The following is a 19,045-nucleotide window of genomic DNA, read 5'->3' on the forward strand; positions in this document are numbered from 1 at the left end:
AGGTCTAGAGGGGCAGGGCGTTGAAGAGGCGACCGCCCGCGTTCAGCACGTGGTAGCGGCGGTGGTACGCGACCGGTGAGCCGGTCGGGAGCTCCGCCGCGGCCCCGGCGCCGTTCCAGAGCTCGATGACGTCGCCGTCGAGCGAGGCGACGACGACCGTGCCGTCCGCATCGGTGTGCGTGACGATCGCGTCGACCCACTCGGTGGGCGTCGCGGAGACCAGGCGCGCCTGGATGAGGTGCACGGCGTGGCCCGGGGCGAACGAGGAGCAGGCTCCGCCCGTCGCGCACATGCAGATCGCGTCCTGACGCACCGGGGCGGGCGTGAGGCGGTTCTGCGGCGTGGACACGGGGTGTTCCTCTCCTCGGGCGCCGACGCGGGAATGCGGAGGCGGTCGTGCCAGATTAGGTCGGTCCTCCCGCGGACGCCCGCTCGCCGTCACACGACGACACACGGGGCGCCCCGGATGCGGGTCGATCGACGAAACCGACTCGCGGTCGGGGGTTCGCAGCGCGAGCCGATCCGTTAGGGTGAAAGGGAAGGAGGCCATGGTGGAAGAGAATGCGCGAGACGCTGGTGGCAGCGGCATCCGACGCGACGCCGGGGACGGTGGTTCCGCCGACTCGACGCAGACGTTCGGCCATGACTCCGACCTCTCCTTCGTCCCGTTCGGCACCGATCTGACCGATGTCGAGCGCGAGGCCATCGAGGCCCTCCCGGCTCGTGCGGGACTGCTGCTCGTGCGGTCGGGTCCGACCGCGGGCGCCCGGTACCTCCTCGACGCCGACGTCACGACGGTCGGCCGGCACCCCGAGGCGGACATCTTCTTCGACGACGTGACCGTGTCGCGTCGTCACGCCGAGATCACCCGCACCGGCAGCGTCTTCGAGCTGGTCGACCAGCGTTCGCTCAACGGCAGCTACGTCAACGGGGAGCGCGTCGACCGCGCCGTGCTCGTCGACGGGTCCGAGGTGCGCATCGGCAAGTTCCGGCTGAACTTCTTCGCGTCGCCCGTCGACCGTGCACAGGTGACGAGCGGGTGAGCCCGGCCGCATCGCCCCGTGGACGCGCGTCGTCCACGGGTTACCTCAGCATCGGTCAGGTCCTCGCCCGCCTCACCCCGGAGTTCTCCGACCTCAGCGCGAGCAAGCTCCGCTACCTCGAGGTCCAGGGGATCGTCACGCCCCTGCGGACGGAGTCGGGCTACCGCAAGTTCTCGCCGCTGGACGTCGACCGGCTGCGCACGGCGCTGACGCTGCAGCGCGACCACTACATGCCGCTGGCCCGCATCCGCGAGTACCTCGACGAACAGCAGCAGGGCGGGACGGTGGCGCCGCCCGCACCGGCGTCGATCGTGACCGCGCCGCGCCGCTACCGCCGCGACGAGCTGCTGCAGGCGGCCTCGGCGCCTGCAGCCCTGCTCAACGACGCCGTGCGCGCCGGCCTGGTCCCGGCCTCCGAGAGCTACGACGAGAAGGCCCTGGGCGTGCTGCGCGCACTCGTGGCGCTCGACGGCCACGGCATCCAGCCCCGACACGTCCGCGGCGTCCGCCAGGCCGCCGAGCGGGAGGTCGCGCTCGTGGAGAGCGCGTTGACCCCGCTGCTGCGGCGCATGGATGCCGCGTCTCGCGCCCGGGCGGGCGAGCTCGCCCCGGAGCTGCTGCGACGACTCGACGAAGTGCGGACGGCGTTCGTGCACGCGGCCCTCGACCGCATCGTGCCGTGACGCGCGCGCGACACGCCGCGGCCGTGGAAGCGGATGTCGTTGCCGCGGGCACGGTGCTGATCTACCGTGGAGGAAACGACAGACAGATCGGTGGGAGGCGAGCATGACCGCGCACGACGATGCGCCGGGCGACATCCGGTTCGCCACCGACCTGCTGTTCACCGACGGCCTGCCGCAGATGGACGACGAGGTCGGCTACCGCGGAGCCGTCGCCGCCCGCGCCGCCGGCATCACCTACCGTCAGCTCGACTACTGGGCACGCACCGAGCTCGTGCAGCCGACCGTGCGCGGTGCGAGCGGCTCGGGATCGCAGCGGCTGTACGGCTTCCGCGACATCCTCGTGCTGAAGCTCGTCAAGCGCCTGCTCGACACCGGCATCTCGCTGCAGCAGATCCGCACCGCCGTCGATCAGCTGCGCGCCGCCGGCATCCGCGACCTCGCCGGGACCACCCTGATGAGCGACGGGGCGTCGGTGTACCTCTGCACCTCCAACGACGAGGTCATCGACCTCGTCAGCCGCGGTCAGGGCGTGTTCGGCATCGCGGTCGGCAAGGTGCTGCACGAGGTGGAGTCGACGCTGTTGGACTTCGACCCGCAGGCTCCCGACCCCGTCGACGAGCTCGCCGCCCGCCGCGCGGTCAAGTCCGCCTGAGACGCGTCGACGCGGGGGGAGTTTCGACTCGCTGCGTTTCGACTCGCTGCGTTTCGACTCGCTGCGTTTCGACTCGCTGCGTTTCGACTCGCGCCTGCGGCGCTCGCTCAACGACCGGTGCGGCGCTCGCTCAACGACCGGTGGGGCGCTCGCTCAACGACCGGTGCGGCGCTCGCTCAACGACCGGTGCGGCGCTCGCTCAACGACCGGTGGGGCGCTCGCTCAACGACCGGTGGCTCGCTCGACGACCGGGTGGGCGCTCGCTCAACGACCGGTGGGGCGCTCGCTCGACGAGCGGGCGGGTGAGGGTCAGGCGCGCTGTTCGCCGGCGGTGATGCGGCCGGTGCGCATGACGCGGTCCAGCAGCGCGTCGAAGTCGCCCGCGAGCTCCTGAGCGGAGTCGCCGGGCCAGATGTGCAGCGGCTTGGCGGCGCCCTGGGCCTGCTGCAGCGAGGTGCGCTCCGGCAGCTGCGGCGACAGCACGAGCGGGCCGAACATGTCGCGGAGCTCCTTGATGCGGAACTGGTGCTCGATCGACTGCGGGCGCACCCGGTTCACGACGATGCCCAGAGGCTGCAGCCGCGGCGAGAGGCCGCGGCGGATCTCCTCGATCGCGCGCAGGGCGCGGTCGGCGGCGGCGACCGAGAACAGGCCGGGCTCGGTGACCACGACGACGCGGTCGGATGCCGCCCAGGCGGTGCGCGTGAGCGCGTTGAGCGAGGGAGCGCAGTCGATGAGAACGAGGTCGTAGTCCGCCTCGATCGTCGCGAGGGCCTCCTCGAGCTTCCACACGTCGCGCACGCTGGGGTGCGGACCGTCGAAGTTGATCGCGGACGGGCTGCCGATCATCACGTCGATCGTGCCCGGATGCACCTTGGCCCACCCGCTGGAGGTGATGGCCTGACGGACCACCTTCTCCTTCGGATTGGCGAGCACGTCGGCGACGTTGAGGCGTCCCGCGACCTGGATGTCCATGCCCGTCGACACGTCAGACTGCGGGTCGAGGTCGACGACGAGAGTCCGCACTCCCCGAGCGAACGCCGCGGAGGCGAGGCCGAGAGTCACGGTGGTCTTGCCGACACCCCCCTTGAGCGAGGAGACGGAGAGTACGTGCACGAGGCTCTACGTTACCGTCCCCTAGGCTGTGAGGACACTCAGGCCCTCGTGAAAAGTGGGCCCGTCGGGGAATCAGGGTCTCTCGGCACGCGAGGGCCGCTCGGAGAAGAGGTGCGCATGTTCCGCAAGATCCTGGTGGCCAATCGCGGAGAGATCGCGATCCGGGCGTTTCGCGCGGCGTTCGAGCTCGGCGCGCGCACCGTCGCGGTGTACCCCTACGAGGACCGTTACTCCCTCCACCGTCTGAAGGCCGACGAGGCGTATCAGATCGGCGCCGCCGGTCAGCCGGTGCGGGCCTACCTCGACGTGGACGAGATCATCCGCGTCGCCAAGGAGTCCGGCGCCGACGCGATCTACCCCGGGTACGGATTCCTGTCCGAGAACCCCGAGCTCGCCGCGAAGGCGGCCGAGAACGGCATCGTCTTCATCGGGCCGCCGTCGCGGGCGTTGGAGATGGCCGGAAACAAGGTCACGGCGAAGGAGCACGCGATCGCCGCGGGAGTGCCCGTGCTGCGCTCGACCGCGGCATCCGACGACGTCGAGCTGCTCGTCAGCCAGTCCGACGGGATCGGCTTCCCCATCTTCGTCAAGGCCGTCGCCGGCGGTGGCGGCCGCGGCATGCGTCGCGTGGAGAAGAAGGAGCAGCTCGCACCGGCCATCGCCGAGGCGATGCGCGAGGCGGACAGCGCGTTCGGCGACGCCCGGGTCTTCCTGGAGCAGGCCGTCCAGCGGCCCCGCCACGTCGAGGTGCAGATCCTCGCCGACAAGACCGGTGAGACGGTGCACCTGTTCGAGCGCGACTGCTCCGTGCAGCGTCGGCACCAGAAGGTGATCGAGATCGCCCCGGCGCCCAACCTCGCCGACGACGTCCGCGAGAGCCTGCACCGTCACGCGGTCGCGTTCGCCCGCTCGATCGGGTACGAGAACGCCGGCACCGTCGAGTTCCTGCTCGAGACGGCGGGCCCGCGGACGGGTGAGGTCGTCTTCATCGAGATGAACCCCCGCATCCAGGTCGAGCACACCGTGACGGAGGAGGTGACCGACGTCGACCTCGTGCAGTCGCAGATGCGCATCGCCGCGGGGGAGAGCCTCGCCGACCTCGGGCTGCACCAGGAGGACATCCGCCTGCGCGGAGCCGCCCTGCAGTGCCGCATCACGACCGAGGACCCGACGCAGGGCTTCCGGCCCGACACCGGCAAGATCACCACGTACCGCTCGCCCGGAGGCGCCGGTATCCGCCTCGACGGCGGCACCACCGCGGCCGGCTCGCAGGTCAGCCCGCACTTCGACTCGATGCTCGCCAAGCTCACGTGCCGGGGACGTGACTTCGCGGCGGCCGTCGTGCGCTCGCGGCGCGCTCTCGCCGAGTTCCGCATCCGGGGTGTCTCGACCAACATCCCGTTCCTGCAGGCGGTGCTCGACGACCCCGCGTTCGTGGCGGGCGATGTCAGTACCGCGTTCATCGACGAGCGGCCCGAGCTGCTGCGGGGGCGGGAGTCGAAGGACCGCGGATCGAAGATCATCGCCTGGCTCGCCGACACGACCGTCAACCGGCCGAACGGCGAGAACCCGCTGACGGTCGAGCCGGCGACGAAGCTGCCGCGCATCGACCTGTCGGCCGCGCCGGTCGCCGGCTCGCGCCAGCGCCTGCGCGAGCTCGGCCCCACCGGCTTCGCCCGGGCCCTGCGCGAGCAGACGGCCCTTGCGGTGACCGAGACGACGTTCCGCGACGCCCACCAGTCGCTGCTCGCCACGCGCGTCCGCACGCGCGACCTCGTGACGGTCGCGCCCTACGTGGCCCGGTTGACCCCGCAGCTGCTGTCGGTCGAGGCCTGGGGAGGCGCCACGTACGACGTCGCGCTGCGCTTCCTGGGGGAGGACCCCTGGGAGCGTCTCGACGCGCTCCGACAGGCGCTGCCGAACGTCGCGATCCAGATGCTGCTGCGCGGACGCAACACCGTGGGCTACACGCCCTACCCCACCCGGGTCACCGACGCCTTCGTCCGGGAGGCCGCGGCATCCGGCGTCGACATCTTCCGCATCTTCGACGCGCTCAACGACGTCTCCCAGATGCGTCCCGCCGTCGATGCCGTGCTCGAGACGGGCACCGCCGTCGCGGAGGTCGCCCTCTGCTACACCGGCGACCTGCTCTCGCCGTCGGAAGACCTCTACACCCTCGACTACTACCTGCGCCTCGCGGAGCAGATCGTGGATGCCGGGGCGCACGTGCTCGCCATCAAGGACATGGCCGGGCTCCTGCGCCCGGGGGCGGCCGCGCGCCTCGTGCGCGCCCTCCGCGAGCGCTTCGACCTCCCGGTCCACGTCCACACGCACGACACGGCGGGCGGACAGCTGGCGACGCTGCTGGCCGCCGGCGCCGCCGGTGCCGACGCGGTGGATGCCGCGGCGGCCCCGATGGCGGGCACGACGAGTCAGCCGTCGCTGTCGGCCCTCGTGGCCGCCCTGGCCCACACGGAGCGCGACACGGGCCTCGACCTCGACGCGGTCTCCGACCTGGAGCCGTACTGGGAAGCCGTCCGCCATCTCTACCGTCCCTTCGAGTCGGGCCTTCCCGGACCCACCGGGCGGGTGTACCGCCATGAGATCCCCGGCGGCCAGTTGTCCAACCTCCGGCAGCAGGCGATCGCGCTGGGCCTGTCGGACGACTTCGAGCTGATCGAGGACATGTACGCCGCCGCCGACGCCATCCTCGGACGCGTTCCAAAGGTCACACCGTCGTCGAAGGTCGTCGGCGACCTGGCACTCCACCTCGCCGCCGTCCGCGCCGACCCCGCCGACTTCGAGCAGAACCCGGAGAAGTACGACGTGCCCGACTCCGTCGTCGCCTTCATGGCCGGCGAGCTCGGCGACCTGCCCGGAGGCTGGCCCGAGCCCTTTCGCACCAAGGTGTTGCGCGGCCGCGAGGTGCGCACGGGGGTCACGGAGATCTCGCCGGAGGAGGCCGCCGCGCTGGATGCCGACTCGGCGACGCGACGCGCCACCCTCAACGGCCTGCTCTTCCCGGCGCCGACGGCCGCGTTCCGCGAGGTGCGCGAGACCTACGGCGACCTCAGCGTCCTCGACACCGCCGACTACCTCTACGGCCTCACGCCGGGAACCGAGCACGTCGTGCAGATCGAGCGCGGGGTGCAGCTCTACGTCGGGCTCGAGGCGATCGGCGAGGTCGACGACAAGGGTATGCGGACCGTCATGACGACCCTCAACGGCCAGTTGCGTCCCGTGTTCGTGCGCGACCGCGCGATCGCGGTCCAGACGCGGCAGGCAGAGAAGGCCGACACGTCGATCCCGGGCCAGGTCGCCGCGCCGTTCTCGGGGGTGGTGACCCTCGCGGCCGGGATCGGAGAGCGGGTGACGGCCGGGCAGCCGGTCGCCTCGATCGAGGCGATGAAGATGGAGGCGGCGATCACGGCGCCGGTCGACGGCGTCGTGGAGCGGCTGGCGATCGCGTCGCCGGCGCCCGTCGAGGCGGGCGACCTTTTGCTCGTCGTCCGACCCGCCGAGTAGCCTGGGTCGGGGGCGCGTGACGTCCCGCGAGCCATGGGGGTCGGGGATCGACCCGTCGATCGGGCGGCGACGCCGCGATCGCGCGGTCCTCACGAGGGCCCCGAACCGGCCGACGCCCGCCGCGGTGACGGCCTGAATCTGGAGTGTGCATCCGTGCCTGACCGCAACGAGAACGCGACCGAGGACGTCGACAACGGCGTGCTGGAGACGCCTGCCGGCATCGACACGACGGGCATCGGCATCGTCGACGGTGCGACCGCTCAGGTGGATGTCGCCCTGCCCGTCGCGGCCGACGAGGACGACTACCTCGACGACGACGTCGTGCTGGACGACGACCTGACCCACGCCGCCGCCGCCGCGGCGCCGGCGAGCGTCGAGGCTTCCGACCTCGTCGCCGACGACGAAATCCACGAAGCCGTCGTGGACGACGACGACGAGGACGACGACGAGGAGCACCCGTCGACGACGGCCGAGGGGCCGGCCGAGGCTCCGACGGTCGAGGACGCCGACGAGATCGCCGCCGTCACGGTCGCGGTCGCGGCATCCACCGATCTCGCGCATCACGAACGCGTGCGTCCGCGCACGTCCGAGGTGACGCTGCAGTCGCGCCGGCTGGGCGACTTCGAGGCGGGCCGCGAGAGCTCGGACCTGCTGACGGCCGACCGTCTGCTCGACCCCGCCCGCGCGACGCGGCCCGAGCCGGAGGGCACCTGGCAGCACCTGGTGTACACGCTGTCGGGGCGGCGCATCAACCTCGGTGACGGCAAGCGCGCCCGAGCGCGCAAGGATCTCGATCGCCGGATCGCGGCTCCGCTGCACGGCGGAGCCAAGTTCGTGCCGGTGCTCTCGCGCAAGGGCGGCGTCGGGAAGACGACCGTCACGACGCTGCTCGGGATGGCGCTCGCGGATGCGCGGGAGGATCGCGTCATCGCCGTCGACGCCAACCCCGACCGCGGCACGCTCGCCGAGCGCATCGGCCGCTCGAGCGGCAAGACCGTGCGCGACCTCGTCCGCGCCCACGCCGACGTGCGCGGGTTCAACGACATCTCGGAGATCGTCGCCCGCGACCACACCCGGCTCGACGTCATCGCGTCGGACACCGACCCGCACGTGTCGGAGGCGTTCAACGACTCCGACTACAACGCGGTCGCCGACGTCGCGGCGCACTTCTACTCGCTCGTGCTCACCGACACCGGCACCGGCATCGTCCACGCGGTCATGGGCGCGACGCTCGACCGCGCCGACCAGATCATCGTGGTCGCGGGATTGAGCGTCGACGAGGCGCGGCTCGCGTCGGAGACCCTCACGTGGCTGGAGAGCAACGGCTTCGCCGATCTCGTCCGCGGAGCGGTCGTCGTGCTCAACACGGCCCGCCCGGGGGCGCCGCTCGTGCGCGCCGACGAGCTCGAGGCGCACTTCGCCACCCGCGTGGGGCGCGTCGTGCGGATGCCGTACGACCCGCACATCGCGTCGGGCAGCGCCATCGTCTTCCGCGACCTGCAGCCCGAGACGCGGGCGGCCGCGCGCGAGCTCGCCGCGATCGTCGTCGAGAGCCTGCGTCAGCGGGCCGCCGCCTGATGGCCGTCCGGCCGATCCGCCTGTTCGGCGACCCGGTGCTGCGCGCACCCAGCGCGCCCATCGAGGTCGTCGACGACGGCATCCGCGGCCTCGTGCAGGACCTGCTCGACACCGTGGAGCTGCCGGGGCGGGCCGGTGTGGCGGCGCCGCAGATCGGCGTGGGGCTGCGCGCGTTCAGCTACAACATCGACGGCGACATCGGATACGTGCTCAATCCGGTGCTCACGGACGTCGCCGGCGAGCCGCAGCTCGTCGGCGAGGGCTGCCTGTCGGTGCCCGATCTGTGGCATGACACACTGCGCTACCCCTGGGCCCGCGTCGTGGGCATGGACCTCGACGGTGCCGAGCTCGTCCTCGAGGGGGAGGGGCTGATGGCCCAGGCGCTGCAGCACGAGACCGATCACCTCGACGGGATGCTCTACATCTCGCGTCTGAGTCCCGAAGAGCGCAAGATCGCGATGCGCCGGATCCGCGAGTCGAACTGGTTCTGACGAGGAATGGGGCCGGTCGTGCGCGACCGGCCCCATTCCTTGCGGACGCGACGCTCAGCCGAGCGAGACGTTCGTCGTGGTGACCGGCACGGTGTAGATGTCGTCGACGGCATCGGCGAAATCGCTGAGGATGACGTTCCGCTTGATGCTCATCTTCGGAGTCAGGTGACCGCTGGCCTCGGTCCACTCCGAGCCGAGGATCGTGAACTTGCGGATCGACTCGGCGCGCGACACGTTCTTGTTCGCGATGTCGACGGCCCGCTGCACCTCCTCGCGCACCTCCGGGTTCTGCGCCGCCTCCGCGAGCGACATGTCGGCGGGCAGCCCGTTGTTGGCCAGCCACGTCGGCAGCATCTCGGGGTCGAGCGTGACGAGCGCCGAGATGAAGGGCTTCTGGTCGCCGACCACCACGACCTGCCCGATGATCGGGTTGGCGCGGATCGGGTCCTCGAGTGCGGCGGGGGCGACGTTCTTGCCGCCCGCGGTGACGATGATCTCCTTCTTCCTCCCCGTGATCGTGAGGAAGCCCTCGCTGTCGAACGAGCCGATGTCGCCGGTCTTGAACCACCCGTCGTCGAAGGCGGCGGCCGTCGCCTCGTCGTTGCGCCAGTACTCCTTGAACACGTTGATGCCGCGGACCTCGATCTCGCCGTCGTCGGCGAGACGCACGCCCACGCCGGGGAGCACCGGACCCACGGTGCCGATCTTCGACTTCGTGGCGAGGTTCACGGTCGCCGGCGCGGTGGTCTCGGTGAGGCCGTAGCCTTCGAGGATCGTCACCCCGAGACTGTGGAAGAAGTGGCCGAGACGCGGGCCGAGCGGCGCGGAGCCGGACACGGCGTAGGTGACGCGGCCTCCCATCGCCTCGCGGAGCTTCGAGTAGACGAGTCTGTCGAACAGGGCGAACTTGATCTTGGTGCCGAGCGGGATCTTCTTGCCGTCCTGCAGCAGGCGGGAGTGCTCGATCGCGGTGTGGGCCGCGGCGCGGAAGATCTTGCCCTTGCCGCCGGCCTCGGCCTTCTGCTCGGCGGAGTTGTAGACCTTCTCGAACACCCGGGGGACGGCCAGCAGGAACGTCGGCTTGAACGAGCCCAGCGCGGGCAGCAGCTGCTTCGTGTCGGGCTGGTGACCGGTCTTCACGCCCGCGTGGACGTCGAGGATCGAGATGAACCGCGCGAACACGTGCGCGGTCGTGATGAACAGCAGCGTCGATGCGCCGCCCGGCGTGTTCATGACCTCGGCGAGGGCCTTCGCCGCGTTGCGGGACAGCTCCACGAAGTTGCTGTGCGTGAGCACGCATCCCTTCGGCCGTCCCGTCGACCCGGAGGTGTAGATGAGCGTGGCGATGTCCGAGCCCACCGCGATGCTCCGGCGGCGCTCGATCTCGGCATCCTCGATGCCCGTCCCGCCGGCGCGCAGCGTGTCGAGGTCGCCGTCGGCCATGGTCCAGACGTCGCGCACCAGGGGCACCTCCGACCGGATCTCGGCGATGCGGGCGGCGTGCTCGGCGGATTCGGCGATCACGGCGATCGCGCCGGAGTCGGAGAGGATCCAGCTGATCTGCGCCGCCGAGCTGGTCTCGTAGATGGGCACCATGACGGCGCCCGTGAAGAAGAGGGCGAAATCGACGAGCGTCCACTCGTAGGTGGTGCGGGCGACGAAACCCACCTTGTCGCCGGGGGCGATGCCGGCCGCGGCGAAGCCCTTCGCCAGCGCGATCACCTCACGCTCGAACGCGGCGGCGGTGATGTCGCGCCATCCGTCACCGTCGGGGACGGCGAAGAGCGCGAGGGACGGCGTGGCCTTCACCCGCTCGACGAGCAGGTCGGCGACATTGGCCTGCGGGTCTGCGGGCACGACCGCGGGGACTTCGAACTGTACGGCGCTCATGGGCGGCAACTCCTTCGGTACCGGGTGGCGTCGGCGATCGACGGCTGGAATCGAGTCTAACTGCTGGTGACACTCAGTCCCACAGTGGACAGGGTCCGTCCAAAAGCACGGTCTGCCCGGACCGTAGGTCTGTCCTGTCCACACTAGACTCTCGGATGCCGTGCCGCCCGGGCCGGCCGGAAGGGAGCGCCGTGCTCAACGTCGGCATCGACATCGGCGGGACGAAGATCGCCGGAGGTGTCGTCGACGACACCGGTGCGATCATCGAGCGCACGCGCGTCGCGACGCCCGTCGACACCGGCGCCCTCGCCGAGGCGGTCGCGGCGATGGTCCACGACCTCGCGTCGCGGCACGACGTCGGCGCGGTGGGCGTCGCCGCCGCGGGCTACATCGACCGCACGCGGTCGGTCATGCTGCACTCGCCGAACATCGACTGGCACAACGAACCGCTGCGCGCCGAGTTCGAGGCGCGGATCGGCCGTCCGGTCACCCTGGAGAACGACGCGAACGCCGCCGGCTGGGGCGAGTACCGCTTCGGAGCGGGCCGGGGATCGACCGACATGGTCATGGTCACCCTCGGCACGGGCGTCGGCGGTGCCGTGATCAACGACGGGCGACTGCTCATCGGCGCGAACGGCAGCGCCGCGGAGCTCGGCCACCTGCGCTTCGTGCGCGGCGGGCGCCCCTGCGGGTGCGGACAGAACGGCTGCCTCGAGCAGTACGCGTCGGGCCGTGCGCTCCAGCGGGAGCTGGGCGACATCGCCGACGGCGGCGGAATCGGCGCCCGGCTGGCCGCGCATCGCGGCGCGGACGGGATCGTCCCCGCAGCCGATCTCGCGCTCCTGCTCAGCGAAGAGGATGCCGGGGCGGTCGAGGCCGTGCGCCGTGTCGCCACGGCGCTCGGCGAGGCCTGCGGCGCCTTCCAGGCGGTGCTCGACCCCGACCTCTATGTCATCGGCGGTGGGGTGGCGGATCTGGGCGAGGTGCTGCTGGAGCCGACGCGGATCGCCTACGAGACGTCGCTTCCCGGCTTCGGCGATCGGCCGACCGCCCGCTTCACCGTGGCCACGCTCGGCAACGACGCCGGGCTCGTGGGCGTCGCCGACCTCGCGGGCCTGCGGAGCCGATGAGACGCCCACGCCGATGAGCGGGGGAGGAGCCTGATGTTCTACTGGGTCATGAAGTACATCGTGATCGGGCCGATCGTGAAGGCGATCTTCCGCCCGTGGATCGTGGGCCGCTCCCACGTGCCGTCCTCCGGCGCGGCGATCCTCGCGAGCAACCACCTGTCGGTGAGCGACTCGATCTTCCTGCCGCTCATGATCGACCGGCCCATGAGCTTCCTCGCGAAGAGCGACTACTTCACCGGGACCGGGCTGAAGGGCTGGGCCACCCGGATGTTCATGAAGGCCACGGGCCAGATCCCGGTGGATCGCACGGGCGGCAAGGCGTCGGAGGCCTCGCTGAACACGGGCCTGCAGGTGCTCGGCCGCGGCGACCTGCTCGGGATCTACCCCGAGGGCACGCGCAGCCCCGACGGCAAGCTCTACCGGGGTCGCACCGGTCTCGCGCGCATGGCGCTGGAGGCCCGTGTGCCCGTCATCCCCGTCGTCATGGTCGACACGGATGCCGTCATGCCCATCGGCCGATCCATTCCGCGCGTCGGTCGCGTCGGCATGGTGATCGGCGAGCCGCTGGACTTCTCGCGGTTCCACGGCATGGAGTCCGATCGCTACGTGCTGAGGTCGGTGACCGACGAGATCATGGTGGCCCTCCAGCGGCTCGGCGAACAGCAGTACGACGACGTGTACGCGTCGACGGTGAAGGAGCGCGCGGCCCGCGCCTGATCTGCGCGAGCCGCCATGCCGCGGCCGAGCCGCCATGCTTCGGGCGGGCCGCGCGATGGCGGCTCGCCCGAAGGATGGCGGCTCGCGAAAGGGTAGCGGCGCGCGGGGCCGCGGCATCCTGGCGCGCCGCTAGACTGAGCGGATGCCCACCCTGCACGCCGATCTCGATCACTGGCGCACGCTCCCGATCAAACAGCAGCCCTCCTGGACCGACCTCGACGCCGTCGCGGCCGTCTCCGCCGAGCTCGCGACGCTGCCTCCTCTCGTCTTCGCCGGCGAGGTCGACAACCTGCGCGATCGCCTGGCCCGCGCCGCCTCCGGGCGTGCATTCCTGCTCCAGGGTGGGGACTGCGCCGAGACGTTCGCCGGCGCGACGGCGGAGCAGATCCGCAATCGCATCAAGACCGTGCTGCAGATGGCCGTCGTGCTGACCTACGGTGCGTCGATGCCCGTCGTGAAGATGGGGCGGATGGCCGGCCAGTTCGCCAAGCCGCGCTCCAGCGACACCGAGACCCGCGGCGACGTCACCCTGCCCGCGTACCGCGGCGACATCGTCAACGGCTTCGACTTCACCGAGGCCTCGCGCACCGCCGACCCCCAGCGACTGCTGAAGGGGTACCACACGGCGGCGTCCACCATCAACCTCATCCGCGCCTTCACGCAGGGCGGCTTCGCCGACCTCCGCGAGGTCCACAGCTGGAACAAGGGGTTCGCCCAGAACCCCGCCAACCAGCAGTACGAGCGTCTCGCCACGGAGATCGACCGCGCCATCAAGTTCATGGAGGCGGCGGGCGCCGACTTCGACGAGCTGCGCCGCGTCGAGTTCTACACGGGTCACGAGGGCCTGCTGATGGACTACGAGCGCCCCATGACGCGCATCGACTCCCGCACGGGCACGCCGTACAACACCTCGGCCCACTTCCTGTGGATCGGGGAGCGCACGCGGGAGCTCGACGGCGCCCACGTCGACTACTTCTCCAAGATCCGCAACCCCATCGGCGTGAAGCTCGGCCCGTCGACCTCGCGGGAGACGGCGCTCGAGCTGATCGACAAGCTCGATCCCGAGCGCGAGCCGGGCCGGCTGACCTTCATCACGCGCATGGGCGCCGGCAAGATCCGCGACGCGCTGCCGCCGCTGCTCGAAGCCGTCCGCGATTCCGGTGCCACCCCGCTGTGGGTCACCGACCCGATGCACGGCAACGGCATCACCACGCCCACCGGCTACAAGACGCGTCGCTTCGACGACGTCGTCGACGAGGTGCGCGGGTTCTTCGAGGCGCACCGCGCGGTCGGCACGTTCCCGGGCGGCATCCACGTCGAGCTCACCGGCGACGACGTCACCGAATGCCTCGGCGGATCGGAGCACATCGACGAGGCCACCCTCGCGACGCGTTACGAGAGCCTGTGCGACCCGCGTCTGAACCACATGCAGAGCCTCGAGCTCGCCTTCCTCGTCGCCGAAGAGCTCGAGAAGCGCTGACCGATCGCGTCTGGGCACGGCTGCCGTGCCCAGACGCGGGGTGAGCGCCCCGGCGCGCCGCCGCGCGTGCGTCAGCCCGTCGAGCGGACGGTGATCTTGGTGCCGGGCAACTGCATGGTGCCGCCGGCGGGGCTGGTGCTGGACACCGTGAAGATGCCCCAGACGATCTCGGGCAGGGCCGTGCCCGGCTCGAATCCGGCCGCACGGAGCTGCTCCATCGCCTGGGCCACCGTCTGACCCGTCACGTCGGGCACCTCGATCGGCTGCGGTCCCTTCGAGACGACGAGGGTCACGGTGTCGCCGGGGCGGAAGAGTCCGCCGCCGTCGCGGTCCGCGATGCGGATGACACGACCTTCGGCGACGTCGTCGTCGTAGGCCTGCGTCGTGGTCACGCCGAGCTGAACGGCTTCGAGCGCGGCGGTGGCCTTGTCGACGCTCTGGCCGGCGACGTCGGGCACCGGGCCGAGCGAGATCTCGAACGATGCCGTCGATCCCTCCAGCGCCGTGCATCCCTGCGAGCAGTCCACGGCCTCGCCGCCGCCGGGCGGGGTGATCGAGGCGCTGACCACGGTGTCGCGCGCGGCATCCGTGAACACCTGCGCCGGGTCGCCGGACGGGGAGATGTAGATCTCCGACAGCGACGACGTCGCCGCGTCGAGGCTCTGCCCGGCCAGGGCGGGGATCTCGTGGGATGCCGGGCCCAGCGAGACCACGACGGTCACCGCGCTGTTCTTGTCGACGCGCGTCCCGGCGCCGGGGTCGGTGCGGATGACGGCGTCGATCGGCACGTCGCGGCTGTAGTCCTGCGCGGGCACCGCGCTGAGTCCGAGCTCGGCCAGTTGCGAGGTCGCCTCGTCGAGCGAGGACCCCGACACGTCGGGAACGCCGACGAGCGAGCCCGGCCCGGATCCGAACCACCAGCCGGCACCGCCCGCGACCGCCGCGAGCAGCAGCACGAGTACCACCAGCCAGCCGCCCGCCCGTGCGCGCCGCCGCGACCGCACGCGCAGCCGGGTGGCGTTGTCGACCTGCTCCGTCACGGTCGGGGCCGTGAACGTGCCGGGCATGACCTTCGTCAGCTCACCGGAGTCCACGCCGTCGTCGACCGCGACGATGCCCGGGCTCGGCGCCCGCACGACGTGCGGGAACACGCCGAGCTCCTTCTCGATCTCGCGCAGGCGGTCGAGCATCGCGCGCGCATCGACCGGGCGCTCGTCGGGGTTGCGCTCCGTCGCCCACATCACCAGCTCGTCGAACTGCTCCGGGATGCCGGGGTTGCGTGCGCTCGGACGCGGCACCGAGTCGGTGGCGTGCTGGTAGGCGATCTGCATCGGCTGCTCGCCCTTGTAGGGCTGCTCGCCGACGAGCATCTCGTAGAGCATGATGCCGAGGGCGTAGATGTCGCTGCGGGCGTCGGCGGTGCCGCGCGTGACGAGCTCCGGCGCGAGGTACGCGATCGTCCCGAGCAGCATCTGCCCCGTCGCGGTGTTCGCGCTGGTGGCGCGGGCGAGCCCGAAGTCGCCGATCTTGATGCGGCCGTCCTCGGCGAGGAGCACGTTCTCGGGTTTGACGTCGCGGTGGACGATGCCCGCGCGGTGCGCGGCGGCCAGGCCCGACAGCACGGCATCCATGATCGTGATCGTCTGCGGGATGCTGAGTCGCTTCTGCTCGCGCAGCAGCTCGCGCATCGTGATGCCGGGCAGGTACTCCATGACGAGATAGGCCATCTCGCCGTCCTGGCCCTGGTCGAACACGTTGACCACGTGCGGGTCGGCGAGGCGGGCCGCGGCGCGTGCCTCCTGGATGAAGCGGCTCTGGAAGACCGTGTCGTCGGAGAGGTGGCTGTGCATCACCTTCAGGGCGACGCGGCGCTCCAGTCGCAGGTCCGTCGCCACGTAGACCGTGGCCATCCCTCCGCGGGCGATGCGAGCACGCACGCGGTATCGGCCGTCGACGAGACGGCCGATCAGCGGGTCGGTCTGCTGACTCGTGCTCACTCTGTGATTCTAGGGAGCCGGAGCGCCGTGTCCCGGGAGCGCCTCACCCCTCACGGCATGTGCGCAGCGACCACGGGGGTGCGGCGCACGCCGCCGGGGTCAGCCGAGTGCGGCCAGCCAGGCGTAGGCGTCCTGCTCCCACGGGCCGTAGCGCTCGGGGTACGCCGACACCTGCACGGCCTGGGCGGCCGCGCCGAAGTCCATCGACTCCCATCCCGGGACGTCGAGGAGTCCGCGCGTCAGCATGCCGTCGGGGCCGGAGACCCCGGTGAAGAACGCCTCGGCGGAACGGTGCGGGTCGCGCACCTCGTCGGGAGTGCCCCAGCCCGTACTCGGACGCTGCTGGAACAGGCCGAGCGAGTCGCGGTCGCCCCAGTCGAGATTGCGGATCCAGGACTCGACCATCGCGGTGGCCAGCGCGATCGCGATGCCGCGGTCGGGCACGCCGAGCGATCGGCCCACCTCGATGATGATGCGGGCGTTTTCGGTCTGCTCGGCATCGAGGCCCGTGACCGCAGACGTGGCCGGTGCGGGCGCCTCGACGGCGGCGAGCGTCGCGACCAGCGGCGCCGCCGGCAGCGAGAGCACCTGGCCCGGGTAGATGATGGCGTCGCGCGTGAGGCCGTTGGCGCCGAGGAGGGCGTCGAGCGTGAGTCCGTGCGCCTCGGCGATCGCCCAGAGGGTGTCGCCGGCGCCGACCTCGTACGCCGCGGCGGGCGCGGGCGCGGGCGCGGGTGCGGCGGGGGCCGCGGGGGCCGCGGTGGCGGACGCGGCGCCCTCGGAGGGCAGCACCAGCACGAGTCCCGCGTGGATCAGCGAGGAGTCCTGCAGCCCGTTCGCCGCGCGCAGGCTCCCGAGATCGACGCCGTGCGTGCGGGCGATGTCCCAGAGGGTGTCGCCGTCCTGCACGGTGTAGGTGTCGGGTGACGGCGCGGCGGTGCGTGCGCGGAGGTCGACGACGGGATGGCGCTCGGCGGCGGCGCGGTTCTCGGCCGCGGCCGCGGGCGTCGTGCTCAGTGCGAGCGCGAGCGTGCCGAGCGTGCCGAGGAAGCCGGCGGAAGCGGTGTGCACGTGTGTTCTCACCCACGTCACCGTGTCACGGAAGGCAAGTCGTGTCAACTGGTGCTATAAGGAGTGGCTGCTGTGACGTTTGTGACCAGTGTGATTCGCACAGGGGGCCGACGTCGGGCGCGGGGGATGCGATAGTGGAGGGGTGACCGACGACATCGTCCCCGCGTCCACCGGCTGGCTCACCCTCCCCGAACTCGTCGAGGTCCTCGGCGAACCGCTCGGTCGTGTCCGCCGCCTCCTCGACGAGAAGCACCTCGTCGGCTCTCGCCGCGGCGGTGCGTTCGCGGTGCCGGAGATCTTCATCGCCGAGGGCCGACCCCTCTCCGCCCTCCGCGGCACGATCATCGTGTTGCAGGATGCGGGGTTCAGCGACGACGAGGTGATCGACTGGCTGCTCGCCGAGGAGGAGTCGATCGGACAGGCTCCCATCTCCGCGCTTCGTCAGGGGCGCAAGAGCGAGGTGCGTCGGGTCGCTCAGACGCTCGCCTGACGCCGCCGTCGCCGCCCGGTGCGCCGGGCGACGCGCGTCACGAGGAACGGGCGATCGCCGCCTGGGCGAGATCGCGGAGCGCTCCGACCGCCGGCGTCGACAGGGGGGCGCCGCGCAGTGCACGGTCGGCCTCCGCCGCGTAGTGGGAGATCGCCGTCTCGACGCGGTCGAGGGCGCCGGTGTCGATGATCGTCTGCTGCAACGATGCGATCTGCGCGGCGTCGAGCCCCGGATCGCCGATGAGCTCGTCGACGAGTCGCTTCGTCGGGCGGTCGAGCCGTTCGCGGGCGTAGGCGATCAGCAGCGTGCGCTTGCCCTCGCGCAGGTCGTCGCCCGACGGCTTGCCCGTGACGGCGCTGTCGCCGAACACGCCCAGCACGTCGTCGCGCAGTTGGAAGGCGAGACCGAGCGGGTGACCGAAGGCCGCGAGCGCCGCCGTCTGCGCCGTGTCGCCGCCGGCGAGCGCAGCCCCGAGCAGAAGCGGATGCTGGATGCTGTAGCGGGCCGACTTGAGCGAGGCGACCCGCAGCGCCCGCTCGGCGTGCTCCGCATCGGGTGCGGTCGTGAAGGCGGCCTCCTCCGCGATGTCGAGGAACTGCCCGACGGTGACCTCGCGACGCATCAGGGCGTAGACCTCGCGAGCGGATGCCGCGTGTTCGGCCGCCCGCAGCCCCTGCTCGAGCAGGTCGTCGCTCCATGCCACGAGGAGGTCTCCGAGCAGGACGGCGGCCGAGCGGCCGAAGGCCGCGGCGTCGCCCGCCCAGCCCGCGCGGGCATGGGCGGCTTCCAGTCCGCGATGCGCCGCCGGCTGGCCGCGGCGCGTGTCGGAGTTGTCGATGATGTCGTCGTGGACGAGCGCGGCCGCATGGAAGATCTCCAGGGCGGCGGCGGCGTCGAGGACGCTGTCGGGGGCGGCGGCGACGGGACCCCTCGCCTCGGCGACGGCCTGCCATCCCGTCACGCAGAAGCGCGCGCGCAGCCGCTTGCCGCCCTCCAGAGTGCGGGCCGCGGCGTCCAGGAACAGCTGCGTCTCACGGCCCGCATCGGCCCATGACGACCGCTGCGCCTCGACGAACCTTCCCAGTCGCTGAGAAACCGGCTCTATCGGGTCGAGGGAAGCGTCCACGGGCCTAGCCTAGTTCTCGACTGCACGCGTACAATCGACCGCACACGATGCCGGTC

16 protein-coding genes are annotated in these 19,045 nt (G+C 71.5%); 10 read left to right on the forward strand and 6 right to left on the reverse strand.

Annotated features, from left to right (window positions below; translation table 11 throughout):
- Positions 1–4 precede the first annotated feature (4 nt).
- Positions 5–349: a hypothetical protein gene (locus KY498_RS00820; RefSeq protein ID WP_191008711.1), complete on the reverse strand. Its 345-nt coding sequence runs from the start codon at positions 347–349 to the stop codon at positions 5–7.
- A 199-nt stretch (positions 350–548) separates the two neighbouring features.
- On the opposite strand from KY498_RS00820, the gene KY498_RS00825 reads away from it, so the two are divergent.
- From KY498_RS00825 to KY498_RS00835, 3 genes are all read left to right on the forward strand, one after another.
- On the forward strand, positions 549–1,043 hold the full coding sequence (locus tag KY498_RS00825; RefSeq protein WP_174524643.1) for an FHA domain-containing protein: 495 nt from the start codon (positions 549–551) through the stop codon (positions 1,041–1,043).
- Positions 1,040–1,726: a MerR family transcriptional regulator gene (locus tag KY498_RS00830; protein ID WP_061781703.1), complete on the forward strand. Its 687-nt coding sequence runs from the start codon at positions 1,040–1,042 to the stop codon at positions 1,724–1,726. The genes KY498_RS00825 and KY498_RS00830 overlap by 4 nt, the downstream gene beginning before the upstream one ends.
- 103 nt (positions 1,727–1,829) lie before the next feature.
- Entirely contained in the window at positions 1,830–2,378 is a 549-nt protein-coding gene (locus KY498_RS00835; protein WP_060958772.1) for a MerR family transcriptional regulator, read from the forward strand.
- A gap of 309 nt (positions 2,379–2,687) precedes the next feature.
- Here KY498_RS00835 and KY498_RS00840 read toward each other — a convergent pair whose 3' ends face one another.
- The gene (locus KY498_RS00840) at positions 2,688–3,494 is read right to left on the reverse strand and encodes a ParA family protein (protein ID WP_060958771.1); all 807 of its coding nucleotides are present in this window, start codon (positions 3,492–3,494) and stop codon (positions 2,688–2,690) included.
- Between the two features lie 117 nt (positions 3,495–3,611).
- Between KY498_RS00840 and KY498_RS00845 the strand changes: the two genes are divergently transcribed.
- The 3 genes from KY498_RS00845 to KY498_RS00855 are packed head-to-tail and all read left to right on the forward strand — an operon-like array spanning position 3,612 to position 9,088.
- Positions 3,612–7,019 carry a pyruvate carboxylase gene (locus KY498_RS00845; protein ID WP_191008710.1) on the forward strand — a complete coding sequence of 1,136 codons (3,408 nt, stop codon included), beginning with the start codon at positions 3,612–3,614 and terminating at the stop codon, positions 7,017–7,019.
- 33 nt (positions 7,020–7,052) lie between these two features.
- Positions 7,053–8,597, forward strand: a complete 1,545-nt coding sequence (locus KY498_RS00850) for a MinD/ParA family protein (protein WP_191008709.1) — start codon at positions 7,053–7,055, stop codon at positions 8,595–8,597.
- Positions 8,597–9,088, forward strand: a complete 492-nt coding sequence (locus KY498_RS00855; protein WP_060958769.1) for a peptide deformylase — start codon at positions 8,597–8,599, stop codon at positions 9,086–9,088. Before KY498_RS00850 ends, KY498_RS00855 begins: the two co-directional genes overlap by 1 nt.
- A gap of 54 nt (positions 9,089–9,142) precedes the next feature.
- On the opposite strand, the gene KY498_RS00860 is transcribed toward KY498_RS00855, so the two are convergent.
- A complete protein-coding gene (locus tag KY498_RS00860) occupies positions 9,143–10,978 on the reverse strand; it encodes a long-chain fatty acid--CoA ligase (RefSeq protein ID WP_191008708.1) in 1,836 nt (611 codons plus the stop codon).
- Positions 10,979–11,169: 191 nt separating this feature from the next.
- On the opposite strand from KY498_RS00860, the gene KY498_RS00865 reads away from it, so the two are divergent.
- From KY498_RS00865 to KY498_RS00875, 3 genes are all read left to right on the forward strand, one after another.
- Positions 11,170–12,108, forward strand: a complete 939-nt coding sequence (locus tag KY498_RS00865) for an ROK family protein (RefSeq protein WP_060958767.1) — start codon at positions 11,170–11,172, stop codon at positions 12,106–12,108.
- Between the two features lie 33 nt (positions 12,109–12,141).
- Complete coding sequence (locus KY498_RS00870) at positions 12,142–12,825, forward strand: 1-acyl-sn-glycerol-3-phosphate acyltransferase (protein ID WP_060958766.1); 684 nt, start codon at positions 12,142–12,144, stop codon at positions 12,823–12,825.
- 142 nt (positions 12,826–12,967) lie between these two features.
- Complete coding sequence (locus KY498_RS00875; protein WP_061781705.1) at positions 12,968–14,305, forward strand: class II 3-deoxy-7-phosphoheptulonate synthase; 1,338 nt, start codon at positions 12,968–12,970, stop codon at positions 14,303–14,305.
- Between the two features lie 71 nt (positions 14,306–14,376).
- On the opposite strand, the gene pknB is transcribed toward KY498_RS00875, so the two are convergent.
- Together pknB and KY498_RS00885 are read right to left on the reverse strand one after the other, a co-directional pair.
- Positions 14,377–16,302 carry a Stk1 family PASTA domain-containing Ser/Thr kinase gene (gene pknB, locus KY498_RS00880; RefSeq protein ID WP_191008707.1) on the reverse strand — a complete coding sequence of 642 codons (1,926 nt, stop codon included), beginning with the start codon at positions 16,300–16,302 and terminating at the stop codon, positions 14,377–14,379.
- A 99-nt stretch (positions 16,303–16,401) separates the two neighbouring features.
- Positions 16,402–17,373, reverse strand: coding sequence for a LysM domain-containing protein (locus tag KY498_RS00885; protein WP_223848945.1), 972 nt, complete (start codon positions 17,371–17,373; stop codon positions 16,402–16,404).
- A 142-nt stretch (positions 17,374–17,515) separates the two neighbouring features.
- Here KY498_RS00885 and KY498_RS00890 point away from each other — a divergent pair, with 142 nt between their 5' ends.
- Entirely contained in the window at positions 17,516–17,863 is a 348-nt protein-coding gene (locus KY498_RS00890) for an Rv2175c family DNA-binding protein (RefSeq protein WP_060958762.1), read from the forward strand.
- Between the two features lie 37 nt (positions 17,864–17,900).
- Here KY498_RS00890 and KY498_RS00895 read toward each other — a convergent pair whose 3' ends face one another.
- Entirely contained in the window at positions 17,901–18,989 is a 1,089-nt protein-coding gene (locus tag KY498_RS00895) for a polyprenyl synthetase family protein (protein ID WP_191008705.1), read from the reverse strand.
- Between the last annotated feature and the right edge of the window lie 56 nt (positions 18,990–19,045).

The organism is Microbacterium sp. PAMC21962, assembly GCF_019443465.1.
Lineage (GTDB): Bacteria > Actinomycetota > Actinomycetes > Actinomycetales > Microbacteriaceae > Microbacterium > Microbacterium hominis.